This window comes from Pseudomonas sp. C11 (genome assembly GCF_034683865.1).
GTDB lineage: Bacteria > Pseudomonadota > Gammaproteobacteria > Pseudomonadales > Pseudomonadaceae > Aquipseudomonas.
Genome location: NZ_JAWIIP010000012.1, coordinates 42,713 through 61,220, shown reverse-complemented (window position 1 = coordinate 61,220; position 18,508 = coordinate 42,713). Strand labels below are relative to the sequence as shown.

14 protein-coding genes are annotated in these 18,508 nt (G+C 63.3%); 11 read left to right on the top strand and 3 right to left on the bottom strand.

The window, feature by feature from the left end:
- Positions 1-16 precede the first annotated feature (16 nt).
- Positions 17-367: a 50S ribosomal protein L19 gene (gene rplS, locus VC352_RS18920; RefSeq protein WP_003246155.1), complete on the top strand. Its 351-nt coding sequence runs from the start codon at positions 17-19 to the stop codon at positions 365-367.
- A 61-nt stretch (positions 368-428) separates the two neighbouring features.
- Here the strand turns inward: rplS and VC352_RS18915 are convergent, their stop codons facing one another.
- Together VC352_RS18915 and VC352_RS18910 are read right to left on the bottom strand one after the other, a co-directional pair.
- Positions 429-1,109, bottom strand: coding sequence for a hypothetical protein (locus VC352_RS18915; RefSeq protein WP_322981062.1), 681 nt, complete (start codon positions 1,107-1,109; stop codon positions 429-431).
- A 91-nt stretch (positions 1,110-1,200) separates the two neighbouring features.
- Positions 1,201-3,033, bottom strand: coding sequence for a sodium:proton antiporter (locus tag VC352_RS18910; protein ID WP_322981061.1), 1,833 nt, complete (start codon positions 3,031-3,033; stop codon positions 1,201-1,203).
- Between the two features lie 63 nt (positions 3,034-3,096).
- Between VC352_RS18910 and xerD the strand changes: the two genes are divergently transcribed.
- The 4 genes from xerD to thrC all read left to right on the top strand — a co-directional run bounded on the left by xerD (position 3,097) and on the right by thrC (position 7,737).
- Positions 3,097-3,993, top strand: coding sequence for a site-specific tyrosine recombinase XerD (gene xerD, locus VC352_RS18905; RefSeq protein ID WP_322981060.1), 897 nt, complete (start codon positions 3,097-3,099; stop codon positions 3,991-3,993).
- A gap of 142 nt (positions 3,994-4,135) precedes the next feature.
- Positions 4,136-4,864 carry a bifunctional protein-disulfide isomerase/oxidoreductase DsbC gene (dsbC, locus tag VC352_RS18900; RefSeq protein ID WP_322981059.1) on the top strand — a complete coding sequence of 243 codons (729 nt, stop codon included), beginning with the start codon at positions 4,136-4,138 and terminating at the stop codon, positions 4,862-4,864.
- A gap of 101 nt (positions 4,865-4,965) precedes the next feature.
- Positions 4,966-6,270: a homoserine dehydrogenase gene (locus VC352_RS18895; protein ID WP_322981058.1), complete on the top strand. Its 1,305-nt coding sequence runs from the start codon at positions 4,966-4,968 to the stop codon at positions 6,268-6,270.
- A gap of 57 nt (positions 6,271-6,327) precedes the next feature.
- Entirely contained in the window at positions 6,328-7,737 is a 1,410-nt protein-coding gene (gene thrC, locus VC352_RS18890) for a threonine synthase (protein ID WP_322981057.1), read from the top strand.
- A 58-nt stretch (positions 7,738-7,795) separates the two neighbouring features.
- Here thrC and VC352_RS18885 read toward each other — a convergent pair whose 3' ends face one another.
- Positions 7,796-8,026, bottom strand: a complete 231-nt coding sequence (locus tag VC352_RS18885; protein WP_322981056.1) for a hypothetical protein — start codon at positions 8,024-8,026, stop codon at positions 7,796-7,798.
- Between the two features lie 303 nt (positions 8,027-8,329).
- Here VC352_RS18885 and VC352_RS18880 point away from each other — a divergent pair, with 303 nt between their 5' ends.
- From VC352_RS18880 to VC352_RS18855, 6 genes are all read left to right on the top strand, one after another.
- The gene (locus VC352_RS18880; RefSeq protein ID WP_322981055.1) at positions 8,330-8,950 is read left to right on the top strand and encodes a YjfI family protein; all 621 of its coding nucleotides are present in this window, start codon (positions 8,330-8,332) and stop codon (positions 8,948-8,950) included.
- Between the two features lie 14 nt (positions 8,951-8,964).
- Entirely contained in the window at positions 8,965-9,660 is a 696-nt protein-coding gene (locus VC352_RS18875) for a PspA/IM30 family protein (RefSeq protein ID WP_322981054.1), read from the top strand.
- Positions 9,661-9,720: 60 nt separating this feature from the next.
- Positions 9,721-10,362, top strand: coding sequence for a hypothetical protein (locus VC352_RS18870; RefSeq protein WP_322981053.1), 642 nt, complete (start codon positions 9,721-9,723; stop codon positions 10,360-10,362).
- Positions 10,363-10,445: 83 nt separating this feature from the next.
- On the top strand, positions 10,446-12,491 hold the full coding sequence (locus VC352_RS18865) for a flotillin family protein (RefSeq protein ID WP_322981052.1): 2,046 nt from the start codon (positions 10,446-10,448) through the stop codon (positions 12,489-12,491).
- A 228-nt stretch (positions 12,492-12,719) separates the two neighbouring features.
- Entirely contained in the window at positions 12,720-17,951 is a 5,232-nt protein-coding gene (locus VC352_RS18860; RefSeq protein ID WP_322981051.1) for a DNA repair ATPase, read from the top strand.
- Complete coding sequence (locus VC352_RS18855) at positions 17,948-18,499, top strand: rhomboid family intramembrane serine protease (protein WP_322981050.1); 552 nt, start codon at positions 17,948-17,950, stop codon at positions 18,497-18,499. The genes VC352_RS18860 and VC352_RS18855 overlap by 4 nt, the downstream gene beginning before the upstream one ends.
- The last annotated feature ends 9 nt before the right edge of the window (positions 18,500-18,508 follow it).

The window sequence follows — 18,508 nt, the reverse complement described above, 5'->3', positions numbered from 1 at the left end:
GTCTTAGGAGCGCAGCATGACCAACAAGATTATCCAGATGCTCGAAGCTGAGCAGATGAACAAAGAAATCCCGACTTTCGCACCGGGCGACACCGTTGTCGTGCAAGTGAAAGTGAAGGAAGGCGACCGTCAGCGTCTGCAGGCTTTCGAAGGCGTTGTTATCGCCAAGCGTAACCGCGGTCTGAACAGCGCGTTCACCGTGCGCAAGATCTCCAGCGGTGTGGGCGTCGAGCGTACCTTCCAGACCTACTCGCCGCTGGTCGACAGCCTGAGCGTCAAGCGTCGCGGTGACGTACGCAAGGCCAAGCTGTACTACCTGCGCGACCTGTCCGGCAAAGCCGCGCGCATCAAGGAAAAGCTGTCCTAAGTTCGGACGCTCTCCAAGAAAAAAGCAGCCCTCGGGCTGCTTTTTTCGTTTCTGTGTCCCGTCATGGGCGCAAGCTGATCTTCAGGCTGGCCTGTGACAGGTCGATGTCGTGCAGGCGCAGGCTGCCGAAGTTCTGTTCTGGGGCTGCGCCTTTGACGCGAATGTTGTCGAAGCGCATTTCGCCGATCGAGCTGGGCAGGTTGACGTTGAACGAGCCGTCGGCATTGAGTGTCGAGCGTAGCTTGCTGGTGTCATAGTGCACATCGCTCAGTGTGGTCTCCGCCTCCAGGCTTTCCAGCGCCGGCATGACCAGTTTCGCCAGTTGTTGCATTGCGCCCATGCCGTCGCCGCTTTCCGCTTGCAGCAGCAGGCCCTGAAGGGCGGCGTCCAGGCCTTGCGCACTAACCTCGCTCATTTCGCTGTCGCTCAGGCTGCGCATGCCGGGTGGTGTTTCCTGGCGGGTGATGCTGGTCGGGGGCTGCAATCGCTGGATATCGGCGCTGGCCATCTGGAAGGGGCTCAGCAGGGCGGCTACCAGCGTGGCAGCGAGGCGCAGGTTGGTCTGTTTCTTGAGCGCCTTGCTCAGTTGCTTTTGCGTGACCAGGCCCTGTTCGAGCAGTACTTCGCCCAAGCGCTGGCGACTGACCAGTTGCAGTTTGATCGCGGCATCCAACTGCGCGGAGGTGATCAGCCCCTTGCTGATCAATATCTGGCCAAGTCGCGAGTTGCTGTGTTGGGGCATGGCATGCTTCCGGGTGGCTGATGGCATGATGAAATCATGCGCTCGGCGCTCATGTTCGTCACCCAACCAAAGATAGGCTATTGGTCGACGCTTATCTGGTGTCGGGTGTTTCCTGCTCAACTGGAGGCTGTTCTGTTTCGATCAGTGCCGTCAGCGTCCAGCCGGTCGTGGGTGTGAAGGTCAGCGGCAGCGTGGCCACATGCAGCCAGCCGTTGGGGTCGCGGGCCAGGATCAGCGTCGCGCGCTTGCCATGTAGCGCCTGATAGGCCGGCCAGTCGAAGGTCTGCGTCAGGGTGGTGCTGCGTACCTCGTCACCGCGGGCCAGTTGGCTGGCGAAACGTGGATAGCTCGTGGCCTGGCTGCCCAGCGGCAGGCCGCGTACTTCATCGCTGCTGCGATGTTTGTCGCTGCGTTTGCCGTCGCTGCCGGTCGGCAGGGTGAAGCGTCGGTTGCCCGGGAAATCATGGCGGAAGTGCATGCAGGCCAGGGCGTTGAGTTCCGCCGATGGCGACACGGCCAGCAGGTGACCGAGGCCGACCAGATCCAGGTGGGCTTCTGCGTGCTGTGAGGTCGGGTTGCCGAAATAGGTGGGCAGCCCGGCCATGCGGGCGGCGCGGATATTCTCCCAGCTCGAGTCGGTCAGTAGCACCTGGCTGCCAAGGCTCTGGATCGCCTTGCCCAGTGCTCGGGCCACGGGGGTGGCTCCGATGATCAGAAAGCCGCTCGGCGACGGTTCGGTCACTTTCAGCAGGCGTGCCAGCGGGCGCGCCGTTGCGCTCTGCAGGACGACGGTGCCGATGATCACCATGAAGGTCAGTGGCACCAGAAGCTGCGCCTGGGGATTGCCCTGCTGCTCCAGGCGCAGGGCGAAGATGGCCGAGACGGCTGCGGCGACGATGCCGCGTGGAGCGATCCAGGCCAGCAGCGCGCGTTCGCGCCAGTTGAGGTTGGAGCCCAGTGTGCAGGCCAGGATATTCAGCGGGCGCGCGACGAACTGGATGACTGCCAGCAGAAGCAGTGTTACCGGGCCGAGCGCCAGTAGCGCGTGCAGATCCAGGCGGGCGGCGAGGATGATGAACAGGCCGGAGATCAGCAGCACGCTGAGGTTTTCCTTGAAGTGCAGGATCGGCCGGATATCCACGCCGCGCATGTTCGCCAGCCACATGCCCATCACGGTGACGGCGAGCAGCCCGGACTCGTGTTCGATCAGGTTGGCGGCGATGAATACGCCGAGCACTGCGGCCAGGGCGGCAAAGGTGTGCAGATACTCTGGCAGCCAGCGGCGACGCAGGACGATGCCGAAACCCCAGCCAGCAGCGGCGCCGAGCAGGCTGCCGCAGGCGATCACCGCAGCGAAGGTGCTCAGGCTCTCGCTCCAGGCGTTGCCCTCGGCGTAGCTGACGATGAAGGCGAAGGTGACCACGGCCAGCAGGGCGCCGATGGGGTCGATGACGATACCTTCCCAGCGCAGGATATTGGCGACTGCCGAGGTGGGGCGAACCACGCGCAGCATCGGGGCGATCACCGTCGGCCCGGTGACCAGGGTGAGGGTGCCGAACAGCAGTGCCAGATCCCAGGAAAAATTCAGCAGGTAATGGCTGGCTATGCTGATCACCGCCCAGGTCAGCAGGGCGCCCAGGGTGACCAGGCGGTGTACTACCTTGCCGATCTCACGCCATTCCGACAGATGCAGGGTCAGGCTGCCCTCGAAGAGGATCAGCGCGACGGCCAGGGAAATGAAGGGAAACAATAGTGGGCCGAAAAGTGCCTGTGGGTCGAGCAGGCCCAGCAGCGGGCCGGCCAGGATGCCGCCAAACAGCAGAAAGAGAATCGCCGGCAGGCGGATGCGCCAGGCCAGCCACTGGCTGGCCAGTGCCAGTAGGCCGATGCCGCCCAGGCTCAGCTGGATCTGTGTCTCGCTCATCGGATCTCCCTATCGGCGTGGGGCTATGGAACACTAGGCGACTCACCTGTGCATGAGTCTTCGATGGCAACCTTACCCGATCCACTGATCGAGCGCTTTCTCGAGGCGCTGTGGCTGGAAAAAGGCCTTTCTGCCCATACCCAGGCCGCCTATCGCAGCGACCTGGAGCATTTCAATGCCTGGCTCGATGGCCGTGGCCTCGTGCTGCGACATGCCGGTCGCGATGCGATTCTCGATCACCTGGCCTGGCGTCTGGAGCAGGGCTACCAGGCCCGTTCCACGGCACGTTTCCTGTCTGGGGTACGCGGTTTCTACCGCTTTCTGTTGCGCGAGACGCTGATAAGCGAAGACCCGACCTTGCAGGTCGAGTTACCGCAGATCGGCAGGCCGCTGCCCAAGTCGCTGTCCGAGGCGGATGTCGAGGCGCTGCTGCAGGCGCCTGATCTGGATGACCCTATTGGCTTGCGTGATCGCGCCATGCTCGAAGTGCTGTATGCCTGTGGCTTGCGTGTCAGCGAACTGGTCGGGCTGACGTTGGAGCAGGTCAATCTGCGTCAGGGCGTGCTGCGTGTGTTCGGCAAGGGCAGCAAGGAGCGCCTGGTGCCATTGGGTGAGGAGGCCATTGCCTGGATCGAGCGCTACAGCCGCGAGGCGCGCCCGTTGCTGCTCGCGGGCAAGCCCAGTGACGTGCTGTTTCCCAGCCTGCGTGGTGAACAGATGACCCGGCAGACCTTCTGGCATCGGATCAAGCTCCAGGCCCGTGTAGCGGGGATCGCCAAGGCATTGTCGCCGCATACCCTGCGCCACGCTTTCGCCACGCACCTGCTCAACCATGGCGCCGACTTGCGCGTGGTGCAGATGTTGCTGGGCCATAGCGATCTGTCCACCACGCAGATCTATACCCATATCGCTCGTGCGCGCTTGCAGGAATTGCATGCTCGGCACCATCCCCGGGGGTAGTTGGGAACATCGTCGGCGTTGCCGAATCGAACAGAGCGATCCGTCTGCCCGTTCACACCGCTGGCGCAGCGCCGCGCTGCCGTGTGGCGCTTCTGTGGTAGGCTGTGCCCATTCCGCCGCTTGTCCTTCGACAGGAGTATTCATGTCCCCGATTCGTCTTTCCGTCGCCCTGGCTTTGGCACTGGGTAGCAGTATCAGCCTGGCCGCCGATCCGGATCAGGCCATCCGTCAGAGCCTGAAGTCGCTGGACGCAGAGCTGCCGATCGAGGCCATCGCCGAAAGCCCGATGTCGGGTATCTACCAGGTTCAGCTCAAGGGCGGTCGTCAGCTCTATACCAGTGCCGATGGGCAGTTCCTGATCCAGGGCTATCTGTTCCAGGTCAAGGATGGCAAGGCCGTCAACCTTACCGAAGTCGAGGAAAGCCGCGCGGTTGCCAAGCAGATCGACGCCATCCCGACCAGCGAGATGGTGGTGTTCCCGGCGAAGGATGCGAAGACCCATATCACCGTCTTCACCGATACCGAGTGCGGCTACTGCCAGAAGCTGCACAGCGAGATCCCCGAGCTCAATCGTCTGGGCGTCGAGGTTCGTTATCTGGCGTTCCCGCGTCAGGGCATGAACAGCTCGGCAGCGCGTGAGTTGCAGAGCGTCTGGTGCAGCAAGGATCGCCAGGCGGCCATGAACAAAGCCAAGACCCGTCAGGGTGTACCGGAGGCGACCTGCGACAATCCGGTGGCCAAGCAGTACGAACTGGGGCATCTGATCGGCGTCAACGGTACGCCGTCCGTCATCCTGGCCAACGGCAAGATGATTCCGGGCTACCAGCCGGCGCCGCAGCTTGCCAAGATTGCGCTGGAGTCGAATGACTGAGTTGGATTGACTAACAAACAGCCGCTTCGTAAGGTGCGGCTCTTTATCTGCGGCCGGAGCATGCTCCGGCCGTTTCGTGCAGTGCTGATGGGGAATTGAGTGTGAAGCCGGTCAAAGTGGGCATCTGTGGGTTGGGCACCGTCGGTGGCGGTACTTTGAATGTACTCAAGCGCAATGCCGAGGAGATTACTCGGCGCGCCGGTCGCGGCATCGAGATTGCCCAGATCGCCATTCGTTCGCCCAAGCCGCAGTACGACACCACCGGCATTGCCATGACCAGCGATGTGTTCGAGCTGGTCAACAATCCCGAGATCGACATCGTCATCGAGCTGATCGGCGGCTATACCCTGGCCAAGGAGCTGGTGCTCAAGGCCATCGAGAATGGCAAGCACGTGGTCACCGCCAACAAGGCGCTGATCGCCGTGCACGGTAACGAGATCTTCGCCAAGGCGCGCGAGAAGGGCGTGATCGTCGCGTTCGAAGCCGCTGTGGCCGGTGGCATTCCGGTGATCAAGGCGATTCGCGAGGGTCTTGCGGCCAACCGCATCAACTGGCTAGCCGGCATCATCAACGGCACCGGCAACTTCATCCTCACCGAGATGCGCGAGAAGGGCCGTGCATTCGATGACGTGCTCAAGGAAGCGCAGGCGCTGGGTTATGCCGAGGCCGATCCGACCTTCGACGTCGAAGGCATCGACGCGGCACACAAGCTGACCATCCTGGCGTCCATCGCTTTCGGCATCCCGCTGCAGTTCGACAAGGCCTACACCGAAGGCATCACCAAGCTGACCACGGCTGATGTGAACTACGCCGAAGCGCTGGGCTATCGCATCAAGCACCTGGGTGTGGCTCGTCGCACTGATGCCGGCATCGAGCTGCGCGTGCACCCGACGCTGATCCCTGCCGACCGTCTGATCGCCAACGTCAATGGCGTGATGAATGCGGTAATGGTCAACGGTGATGCGGTTGGCAGCACCCTTTATTACGGTGCCGGCGCCGGCATGGAGCCGACTGCTTCGGCCGTAGTGGCCGACCTGGTGGACGTGGTACGTGCGCTGACCACCGATCCGACCAATCGCGTGCCGCACCTGGCTTTCCAGCCGGACTCGCTGTCCGATCACCCGATCCTGCCCATCGAGCAGAGCGAGAGTGCCTACTACCTGCGTATCCAGGCCAAGGATCACCCGGGCGTGCTGGCTCAGGTGGCGAGCATCCTCTCCGAGCGCGGCATCAACATCGAGTCGATCATGCAGAAGGAAGTCGAGGAGCAGGACGGTCTGGTGCCGATGATCCTCGTGACCCATCGCGTGGTCGAGGCGCGTATCATCGAGGCCATCGCCGCCATGGAAGCGCTGGATGGTGTGACCTCGCCGGTCATGCGTCTGCGCGTCGAACAGCTCAACTAATCCCGTGTTCATCCGCAGGCGCAGGCCTGCGGGTGCAGTCGAACGAAGGTTTATCCCATGCGCTATATCAGTACCCGCGGCCAGGCGCCGGCCCTGAATTTCGAAGACGTGCTGCTGGCTGGCCTCGCCAGTGATGGCGGCCTCTACGTGCCGGAGAATCTGCCGCGTTTCACCGTCGAGGAAATCGCTTCCTGGGCCGGTCTGCCATATCACGAGCTGGCCTTCCGCGTGATGCGCCCGTTCGTGGCCGGCTCCATTGCTGACGCCGATTTCAAGAAAATCCTCGAAGAAACCTACGGTGTGTTCGAGCACAACGCCGTTGCGCCGCTGCGTCAGTTGAACGGTAACGAGTGGGTGCTGGAGCTGTTCCACGGCCCGACCCTGGCGTTCAAGGACTTTGCCCTGCAACTGCTCGGCCGCCTGCTCGACCACGTACTGGCCAAACGCGGCGAGCGTGTGGTGATCATGGGCGCTACTTCCGGTGACACCGGCTCGGCGGCCATCGAAGGCTGCAAGGCCTGCGACAACGTCGACATCTTCATCATGCACCCGCACAACCGTGTGTCCGAGGTGCAGCGCCGGCAGATGACCACCATCCTCGGTGAGAACATCCACAACATCGCCATCGAAGGCAACTTCGATGACTGCCAGGAGATGGTCAAGGCCAGCTTCGCCGACCAGGGCTTCCTCAAGGGCACCCGCCTGGTGGCAGTCAACTCGATCAACTGGGCGCGGATCATGGCCCAGATCGTCTACTACTTCCACGCGGCGCTGCAGCTCGGCGGCCCGGCGCGTTCCATCGCCTTCTCGGTGCCGACCGGCAACTTCGGCGATATCTTCGCCGGCTACCTGGCGCGCAACATGGGCCTGCCGGTCAGCCAACTGATCGTCGCCACCAACCGCAACGACATCCTGCATCGCTTCATGAGCGGCAATCAGTATGTGAAAGAAACCCTGCATCCGACCCTGTCGCCGTCCATGGACATCATGGTTTCGTCCAACTTCGAGCGTCTGCTGTTCGACCTGCACGGGCGTAATGGCGCGGCTATCGCTGGCTTGATGGATACCTTCAAGCAAGGTGGCGGCTTCAGCGTCGAGGAAGATCGCTGGGTCGAGGCGCGCAAGCTGTTCGATTCGCTGGCGGTGAATGACGAGCAGACCTGCGAAACCATCACCGAGGTGTACAAGGAGTGCGGCGAGCTGCTCGATCCGCACACTGCCATCGGCGTGCGCGCCGCGCGTGAGTGCCGTCGCAGCCTGGCCACGCCGATGGTGGTGCTGGGTACCGCGCATCCGGTCAAATTCCCCGAGGCGGTGGAAAAGGCCGGCATCGACGCCGTTCCGGCGTTGCCGGCGCACCTGACCGATCTGTTCCAGCGCGAGGAGCGCTGCACGGTGTTGGTCAATGACCTGAAAACCGTGCAGCAGTTCGTTGCGGCTCACGGCAATCGCGGCAAACCGCTCTGAGGTTTTCCGCCTCGATCAAACCGGCGCCCTTGTGGCGCCGGTTTTGTTTTGGGGCGGCTCAAAGTGCGAAGATCACTCCAAGAAGCGCCATCAGGATGATCAATGTCAGCCAGATCAGGGCATTGGTTCGGTTGGCGCGAACGATGGCTGCGCCGCGTGGGCGAATGGGTGGGTTTTCATTCAGGTAGTGATCGATGCGCTGCTCGGCCTCTTTCGCGTCGAGTGCGGCAAGTTCGCCTAGCAGCGCGATGGCGCTGCTACGCTGGTCGGCGTGCAGGAGCTGGCGCACCCTGAGTGGAAGTTCGTGCATCGTGCGACCTGCTTGGTGAGGGGGGGCTCATAACTGCGACTCGGTTGGCGCTTTTTCACGTGCGGCGCGGCGATTGCTGAGGTTTAATTCGACACTCCGCGAATGGAAGCGTTGTGGTTGAGTCATGGATGAATCTCTCTCTGTTCTCCTTCCCTTGTCTTTTCGTCGCTGCGGCCATTGATGGTCGCGCGTATCTGCCTGCGCGGCTTTCTGACGAACGGCATCACAGTTATTACATGTGATCACTTGATGGCTTACATGTAAGGGTCTAGGCTGCGACGCATGGACAGCAAATCATCCGCTCATTACCAACGTCTTTATCGTCAACGCCTGCGTGAGCAGGGGTTGGTGAAGAAGGAAGTCTGGATCTTGCCCGAGCATGCGCCGCTTCTGGTCGCGTTCGAGCGAAAACTGCGCCAGCCACAGTCGCTGCTGGCTCCGATGGAGAAGGAGGAGGGTATGAACATGCCTCAGGTTTGGACCGCTCAGGCGCTGCATGAAGCGCTCGCGGCAACGGAACTGTTCCAAAACGGTCAGGCCGGCATCGAGCTGATTCAGGGCGCCGACGCCAGCCTGCACATCACCATGCGCGAATACGGCGATCTGCCACTGTTCGTCGCCGTATTCGGCGAGCAGATCATCGTCGAGGCACTGCTCTGGCCGGCGACGGACGTGAAAGATGCCGCTGCCTTCAACGAAGAAGTGCTGCGCACCCACAAGCTGTTCCCGCTGTCGTCCATCGGCCTGGAGAAGATGATCGACGGGCGCGACTGCTACACCATGTTCGGTGCGCTGAGCTCCTACTCGAGCCTGTCCGACGTGGTGTTCGAGATCGAGCTGCTGGCGGACAACGTGATCAAGGCCACCGAAGCCTACGAAGGCTTCCTCAAGTCTGGCGCCTGAGAGGAGATAGGACGATGAATGTCTGGAGCAAATTGCTGACGGCGCTGCGTGGCGGTGCCAATGAAATGGGTGAGGCGGTGGTCGATAGCCAGGCCCTGCGCATCCTCGACCAGGAAATCCGCGACGCCGACCTCGAGCTGCGCAAGTCCAAGGAAGCGCTGGCCGAGATCATGGCCAAGCACAAGCTGGCCAGCGACAAGGCGACCAAGAGCGCGGCGAGCATCGCCGAGTACGAGCAGTACGCACTGAAAGCGCTGGAGGCGGGCAACGAAACCCTGGCCAAGGAAGTGGCCGAGAAGATCGCCAACCTGGAAATTGAACAGGCCGGCGAACGCGAGCAGGCCGAAGGCTTTGCCGCCAGCGTGGCGCAACTGCGCAAGGCCGTGACCCAGGCCGAGGGCAATATCAAGCGCCTCAAACAGCAGGTGGATACGGTCAAGGCCACCGAGAGCGTGCAGAAGGCGCAGATGGCTGTGGCGCAGCGCTACGGTGGCTCGCAGGCCAAGCTGCAGACGGCGGTCGAGTCGCTCGAGCGCATCAAGCAGAAGCAGGCCGAGCGTGCGGCGAAGATGGAAGCTTCGGCCGAACTGGCCGCTACCAGCGCGCCGGACGATTCGCTGGAAGCCAAGCTGCGTGCGGCCGGCATCAAGGCCGACAACGCCAGTGCCGACAGCGTGCTGGCGCGTCTGAAGGACAAATCCAAGGCTTGATCCTGGTGTGAAAGACACGGGGCCTTCGCGCCCCGTTTCCCTGATTCGGGAAAGGAAAAAATGGAACTCTTCCTGCAGACGTCGCTGTCATTCCCCACCGCTATCTACAGCTTCCTGCTGTGCGTGGCGGTCATCTATTGGCTGGTAGTCGCCGCCGGCCTGCTCGAGGTCGACCTTCTCGACATCGAGGCCGACTCGGTGATGGAAGGCAGCGGCCAGACCGAAGGCCTCGCCGGCCTGCTCTACAAGCTCAAGCTCGACGGCGTGCCAGTCACCCTGGTGCTGACGCTGCTGTTCTTCTTCGCCTGGTTCATCTGCTACTTCATCGAGCTGTGGCTGCTGCGTCATCTGCCGCTGGGCATTCTGCGCTACCCGCTGGGGTTGGTGGTGATCGCTGGCTCCTTCGTGGTCGCTGCGCCGCTGTGCGCGGCCATTTGCCGGCCGCTGCGGCCTCTTTTCCTGAAGGCTGAGGCAACCAGCAGCAAAACTGTGCTGGGGCAGGTGGCGGTGGTGCGCAGTGGCAAGGTTACGGCCAGCCATGGCGAGGCGGTGCTGGAAGATGGCGGCGCCGGATTGATCCTGCGCGTGCGCGCCGACGAGGCACTGGGTTTCAAGCGTGGCGACCGTGTGGTGCTGCTGGAGTACCTGGCGGCCGAACATGCCTATCGCATCATCACCGAAGAAGAGTTCCGTGGCGTCTAGCCGAAAATCCGTAGGTAACAGAGCGCTGGCAGCCTAGGCATTGGCGAACCTGCCTGCACAATTAGCAAAGGAGTGAAGCTGTAATGGAAAACCTCATCCCCTTCATCGTCGGGGCCGGGCTGGTCGTCCTCTTCGTGATCGCCCTGATCGCCCTGTTCAAGGCCTTCTATATCAAGGTTCCGCAGGGCACCGCGCTGATCGTCAACGACATGAGCTCGACGCCCAAGGTGCACTTCACCGGCTCGCTGGTGTACCCGGTGATCCACCTCAAGGAGTTCATGAAGATCTCCCTGATTACCCTGGAAGTCGACCGCCGCGCCAAGGACGGGCTGATCTGCCGTGACAACCTGCGTGCCGACATCACCGTGGCCTTCTACCTGCGTGTCAACGAGACCCAGGAAGACGTGCTTAAGGTGGCCAAGGCCATCGGCGTGGATCGCGCCTCCGACCGCGCAGCGGTCAACGAGCTGTTCAATGCCAAGTTCTCCGAGGCGCTGAAGACCGTCGGCAAGCAGTTCGATTTCGTCCAGCTGTTCGAGAATCGTCAGGACTTCCGTGATCGCATCGTCGAGGTGATCGGCAACGACCTCAACGGTTACGTGCTGGAAGATGTGGCCATCGACTACCTGGAACAGACCTCCAAGGTGTCGCTGGATCCGAGCAATATCCTCGACGCCGAGGGTATCCGCAAGATCACCGAGCTGACCGCTGCACAGAACGTCATCACCAACGAGCTGGAGCGCAACGAAGAGCTGGCGATCAAGAAGAAGAACGTCGAAACCCGCGAGGCCACCCTGGCCCTGGAGCGCCAGCAGGCTGATGCCGAGGCGCGGCAGAAGCGCGAAATCGAAACCATCCAGGCCCGCGAGCAGGCGGAAACCCTCAAGGTGCGCGAGGAAGAGCGCCTGAAGGCCGAGCAGGCGCGCATCCAGACCCAGCAGGAGCTGGACATCCGCGCCGAGAACCATCAGCGCGAAGTGGAAGTGGCCCAGCAGAATCGCCAGCGTGCCGTGGTCATCGAGGTGGAGAAGGTCACCCGCGCCAAGGATCTGGAAGTGGTCGCCCGCGAGCGCGAGGTTGAGCTGCAGCGCATCGAGAAGGAAAAGGCGCTGGAAGAAGAGCGCAAGAACATCGCCGGGGTGATCCGCGAGCGCGTGGCGGTCGAGAAGACCGTGGCCCAGGAAGAAGAGCGCATCAAGGAAGTGCGCGAAGTCTCCGAAGCCGAGCGCCTCAAGCAGGTCGCCGTGCTCAACGCCCAGGCCGAAGCCGAGCAGGAGCTGGTGCGTCAGGTCAAGCAGGCCGAAGCCGACGAGACTCGCTCCAAGCACAAGGCCGTGGAAATCAACAACCTGGCCCAGGCCGAACTGGAAGCCGCAGCCAAGAGCGCCGAGGCCAAGAAGAAACTGGCCGAAGGCATCGAAGCCGAGCGCGCTGCGCCGGGTCTGGCCGACGCCAAGGTGCGTGAAGTTACCGCCGCCGCCAAGGAGAAGGAAGGCCTCGCCGAGGCTCGCGTGCAGGCCGAGCGCCTGATCGCCGATGCCAAGGGCGAGCAGGAAAAAGGCCTGGCCGAAGCCCGTGTGCTGGAAGCCCAGGCGGCTGCCAAAGAGAAAGACGGCCTGGCCGAAGCCAAGGTGCTGGAAGAAAAACTCACTGCCCAGGCGCGCGGCGAAGAGCAACTGGGTCTGGCCAAGGCCAAGGCGACCAAGGAACAGGGTTCCGCCGAAGCCGCGATCCTGCTGGAGCGCCTGAGCGCCGAAGCCGAAGGTCTGGGCAAGAAATTCGGCGCGCTGGATTCGCTCAGCGACGCCGCGCGTGCCCACGAAGAGTTCCGCATGCAGCTGGAGAAGAGCTTCGAGGAGGCCATGGCCGCCATCGACGCCAACAAGGATATCGCCAAGGATCAGGCCGAGGTGCTGGCTGCGGCCATGTCCAAGGCGAAGATCGAGATCGTCGGCGGCGAGGGCGATTTCTTCAACTCCTTCGCCAAGTCGCTGTCGGTAGGCAAGGCCATCGAAGGGGTGGTCGGCAAGAGCCCGGTGGTGCAGGACGTGATCTCCCGCCTGCTGGCTGGCAAGGCCGCGCCTGTCGCACCGGTGGTCGCACCGAACGCCGGCTCCGAGCAGGCCTGAGTGACCGGCCCGTAGGGTGGGCTTCGGCCCACCCAGTGGACAACGCACTTTTTGCCCACCACTGGCGACACGAGCGGTGGACAAAAAGAGCGTTGTCCACCCTGCCGGCCACAGCATGCCGAGCCTTGTGGGAGGGGCTTTAGCCGCGAACCTCCCACGCATTTTCCAGACCCCTTGCCCTGCTGAGCGGGCGAGGGTGCTCGATGCCGAATATCCAGGAAGAACACGATGTCGGACGCACAAACACAGGACGTATTGGACAAGGCCGTCGCCGAAGGCGGCGCCTACGAGGTGCTGCACAAGCGCCTGCAGGAGCAGGGCCAGCGCCTGCGCGCGCTGACCGAAGCGCTCAACGGCCAGCGCCTGGCCGAGTTCGGCAGCAGCGCTATGGAAGCCATCGGCCGGGTGCGCATCCGCACCGAGAACAACTGCATCGCCCGCGATATCGTCCAGGTCGGTGACTGCCTGCTGTTCGGCTACAACGTGTTCCTCGGCCTGAAGAAGGAGACCAGCGTCGCCGACGTGTTCTCCCTCTACCGCCTGGTCGAGGGCGCCGAAGGCTACGACGCCGAGCCGGTGCCCCTGGAGGGGTCATTCCTGGCGCAGGCCAGTTTCGTCGCCGATTTCAACGAGCTGTACACCTACTACAAGAACACCCGCCTGCTGCAACTGGCCATCCGTGACGGCAAGTTGCTGGCGAGCTTCCAGATCGGCGAGCGGGTCAGCGATATCCGCGTGTTCCGCTGGTCGATCTCCGTCGATGGGCGCGAAGTGCGCTATATCGACAACCGTGGCGAGCGCGATATCGCGCTGCCGGCGCCATTCGACTTCGAATGGCAGAAGACGTCCCGCGAGATGGTGGTCATGGGCCGCCATCCGCACCTGAACATCCTCGATACCGTGTTCGTCGAGACCATCGGTGGCGACCTCACCATCAAGGTCGAGAACAACACCCAGGATGGCCTGGGCATCTACCGCGAGCCGGTGGTGGACAAGACCCAGTCGCTCGACGACGCGCAGATCGAATACGCCCGCCTGGGCAGCCTGATCCTGCTGAAGATTCTGCCGTACCGCGAAGAACAGTGGCGTTATCTGGTGTTCAACAGCCTGACCAGCAAGGTCGAGCGCATCGATGCGATCGGCCTGGCCTGCGTGCAGCTACCGGAAGACCACGGCATCATCTTCCCCGGCGGCTACTACCTGCAGAGTGGCGAGTACAAGACCTTCGAACAGCCCATGGGCGGTATGCGCTTCAAGCGCTCGGTACGCTCGCCCAACGGCGAGGACGTGCAGTACATCTTCTACCACCCGGAAGAAGGCCGCTCGGCGCTGTTCACCTACAACATGATCAACCGCCAGTTGCACAACCCGATCTTCGGCCACGGTTACGCGCGCCTGGAAGACGGGCGTATGGTGATCTTCTCCGCCGAGGGCAGCGAGCCGACGCGCATCCATCCGATGCAGATCTGGCAGACGCCGTTCGAGAGCGACGATTACGCCGCCCGCCAGCCGGCGCGCAGCGGCTTCTTCGGGCGTATCGGCAATGCCGAGCTGGTACGCGGCGTGTCCGACCTGCTGGGTCTCAGCCGCGAGATCGACAGCCGCGAAGTGTCGGTGGCGCGCTACACCCAGTTGTGCCAGAACACCCGCCGCCTGTTCGACGTCTACCACTGGCTGGGCGACGCCCAGTGCGCCGAGCTGGCGCCCTTGCTGCGCGAGATCGCTGCCACCGGCGAGCTGGTGCTCGATGAATTCGAGAAGGTTGAGAGCATTCGCCAGCAGTCCGCCCGCGCCATGGCCGAGGCCGAGACGCGGCAGAAGAGCCTGCTCTCCGGCCTGCTGGTGGATAGCTGGGACGAGGTGCAGCACTTCGTCGAAGCACTCAACGCGATCAATGCCCAACGCGGCCAGTTGCTGACCATCCGCGACTACCGCTACATCGACGTGGCGCGCATCGACGCCATGGAAGCCGAATTGCTCGAAGCGCAGGAGCGCGTGGCCACGGCCACGTCCGCCTTCCTCGCCAGCGACGCCGCGCTGCAGCCTTACGTGCAGCGCCTCGGTGAACTGGACGGCCTGGCGCAGAAGGCCGAAAGCGTCACCCAGCTGAACGAGCCGCTGGTCGAGATGCAGGCCATGGCCGGCAACCTCGACATGCTCTCCAGCCTGATGGCCTCGCTGAAGATCGACGACGCCACCCAGCGCACCGCCATCGTCGAGTCGATTTCCGAGGTTTACGCCCACCTCAACCAGGCCAAGGCGCGTGCCGAACAACGGCGCAAGGGCCTGGGCTCGGCTGAGACCGTGGCGCAGTTCGGTGCTCAGTTCAAACTGTTCAGCCAGGGCATCACCAACGCTCTGGCGCTGGCGCAGGATCCGGAGAAGTGCGACGAGCAGTTGTCCCGCCTGCTGGTGCAGCTCGAAGAGCTGGAAAGCCAGTTCGGTGATCACGAGGGGTTCTTGAGCGACATCCTCGGCAAGCGCGAAGAACTGCTGGAGACCTTCGAGTCGCACAAGCAGAGCCTGCTCGACGACCGCCAGCGCCGCGCTCAGGGCGTGCTCGACGCCGCCCGGCGCATCCTCGACAGCCTCGGCCGGCGCACCGCGCGCCTGACCCAGATGGAAGAGCTCAACGCCTTCTTCGCCGCCGACCCGCTGATTCTCAAGCTGCGTGAGATGGCCGAGCGCCTGCGCGAGCTGAAAGACAGCGTCAAGGCCGATGATGTCGAGGCGCGCCTCAAGGCCGCCCGCGACCAGGCGGTGCGCGCCCTGCGTGACAAGAGCGAGCTGTTCGAGGAAGGCGGCAACGTCATCAAGCTCGGCCCGCGCCATCGCTTCAGCGTCAATACCCAGGAACTCGACCTGACCCTGATGCCGCGCGGCGATCAGCTCTACCTGCACCTGACCGGCACCGACTTCCTCGAACCGCTGCGCGACGAGACCCTGGATGGCCTGCGCGACTACTGGCAGGTGTCGCTGGAATCCGAGTCGCCCTCGCTGTACCGCGCCGAATACCTCGCTGGTCTGGTGCTCGATGCCGCCGTGGCGGGCCGTGAAGGCCTGAGCCTGGATCTGCTCAAGACCCACCTGGCGCAGCCGGAAATCCTGACCCGGCTGATCCGTGACTTCGCCGCGCCGCGCTACAAGGATGCCTACGAGAAGGGTATCCACGATCACGACGCCGCGTTGATCCTCACTCAATTGCTGCCGCTGCGCGAAAGCGCCGGGCTGCTGCGTTACGCGCCGGCGGCGCGTGGCTTCGCCGCGCTGTTCTGGAATCGCTGGGGGCAGGACATCGAGGCCGAGCTGTGGCCGCAGCGCGCGCGCAGCAGCCTGCACCTGCGCCAGTTGTTCGGCAGCGAGGACGGCGTGCAGCGCCTGCGCGAAGAGATCGATGCAGCCATGCAGCGCTTCCTGGGCCAACATCCGCTGGCTGTGGACGCCGCACAACGCCAGGCGGCTGCTGCCTATCTGGTGGAGGAGCTGGCGGCCAAGCCGGTCGAGTTCAGCTTCAGCAAGTACGCCCGGCAACTGCTCGACACCCTGCAGCAACGCATGCAGGCCAGCCATGTATGGGACGACTACCGCGCCGCGCTGGACAACCTGCGCGGCCGCCCGGTGCAGCGCTGGTCGCTGGCGCAGACCTGGTTCGACGGCCTGTGCGCGCAGGATGCCGCCATGGCCGAGTTGGCCGACTACGTGCCCGAAGCGATTGCGGTCAGCCTGCTGGATGACGACTTCCCGCGGCGTTTCACCGAGGTCGATCTGCGTTTCAGCGTCAGCGGCCTCCTCGGCGATCATCCGCGACTGCAGCATGGCAGCCTGCTGCTGGCCATCGATGATTACTTCGCCCGCCTGCGGCAGCACCTGGATCACTTCGTGCCGCAGTTGCAGCGCTACCAGGCGCTGCGCCAGGAGGTCATCAACCGCGAGCGCGATGCACTGCGCCTGAGCGAATTCAAGCCAAGGCCGCTGTCGTCGTTCGTGCGCAACAAGCTGATCAACGACGTGTACCTGGGTTTCATCGGCGACAACCTGGCCAAGCAGATGGGCACCGCCGGCGAGAACAAGCGCACCGACCTGATGGGCCTGCTGATGCTGATTTCGCCGCCCGGCTACGGCAAGACCACGCTGATGGAGTACGTCGCGCACCGCCTCGGCCTGATCTTCATGAAGGTCAACGGCCCGGCGCTGGGCCACGAAGTGCGCTCCATCGATCCGGCGCAGGCGCCGGACGCCACCTCACGTCAGGAGCTGGAAAAGCTCAACCTGGCGCTGGAAATGGGCAACAACGTGATGCTCTATGTCGACGACATCCAGCACACCCACCCCGAGTTCCTGCAGAAGTTCATCTCGCTGTGCGACGGCACGCGGCGCATCGAAGGTGTGTGGAAGGGCAAGACCAAGACCTACGACATGCGCGGCAAGAAATTCTGCGTGGTGATGAGCGGCAACCCGTACACCGAGTCCGGCGACGTGTTCAAGATCCCCGACATGCTTGCCAACCGTGCCGACATCTACAACCTGGGCGACACCCTGGGCGGCATGCAGGAAGCTTTCGCGCTGAGCTACATCGAGAACAGCCTGACCTCCAACCCGGTGCTGGCGCCGCTGGCCACCCGCGATATGGCCGACGTCTACCGTTTCGTCGCCAAGGCCGAGGGCAAGCCGTTCTCGGCCAACGAGCTGAGCCACACCTACAGCGCCGCCGAGATCAACGAGATCACCTCGACCCTGCAGCGTCTGATGCAGGTGCGCGATGTGGTTGGCCGGGTCAACCAGCAGTACATCGTCAGCGCCGCGCAGGCCGACAGCTACCGCACCGAGCCGCCGTTCAAGCTGCAGGGCAGCTACCGCAACATGAACAAGATGGCGGAGAAGATCAGCGCGGTGATGAACGATGCCGAGCTGCTTCAACTGATCGCCGACCACTATCAGGGCGAGTCGCAGCTGCTCACCACCGGCGCCGAGGAGAACCTGCTCAAGCTCGCCGAATTGCGCGGCAACATGACGCCCGAGCAGGCCGAGCGCTGGGCGCATATCAAGCGCGACTTCATGCGCAACAAGGCCATGGGCGGCAGCGACAGCGATGTCGGTGGGCGTGTGGTGGCGCAGCTCAATGATCTGGTGGAAAGCGTGCGCGGCCTGGGTGCTGGCGGCAAGCCGGCTAGCGCGGCGCCGAGCATTCCCTGGGAACAGTTGCTGGCCGGGCTGGATAATCTCGGCAAGCTGCGCCCGCAGGTGGAGGTGGTTGCGCCGCCGCAGCCGGGCACGCAAAAATTGCTCGAAAGCCTGGCCGATAGCCTGGAAAACAGCTTCCTGCCGCTGATCAAGGCGATGGACAAGAAGATCGACATCGATTTGCGCACCCACAACCGCATGCTGGAAATCTCCACGCAACTGCGTGACCTCGGCACGTTGCTCGGCCAGGAGCAACGCAGCGATGACGAGGCGCCGTGAGGCGAGGCTGGCTGGTCGAGCTGCGCCCGCTGCTGTTGATCAGCGGCGTGATGCTGCTGATACAACTGGCCAACAGCGCCCTGGGCGGCGCCTTGAACGCCTGGGGCTTGCTGCCTCGGCATATCGAGGCGCTGCCGGGCATTCTCTTCGCGCCCTGGCTGCATGGCAGTTGGGCGCATCTGCTCAGCAACCTCAGCGGCTTGCTGGTGCTCGGCAGCCTGGTGCTGTTGCGTTCGCGGCGTGATTTCTTCTTCGCCAGCGCCTTCATCATCCTCGGCAGCGGGGCGCTGGTCTGGCTGTTCGGTCGTACCGGCCTGCACGTCGGTGCCAGCGGTTGGCTGTTCGGCTTCTGGGGGCTGTTGCTGGCGCGGGCCTGGTTCGAGCGCAGCCTGCTTGACCTGTTACTGGCGGTGCTGGTGTTCTTCCTCTACGGCGGCTGGTTCTTCGGCCTGCTGCCGCGTGCTGGCGTTTCCTTCGAATACCACCTGGCGGGGGCTTTCTGCGGTGTGCTTTACGCCGCCTTGAGCCGCCGCCGTCTCAAACGATAAAAGGGATTT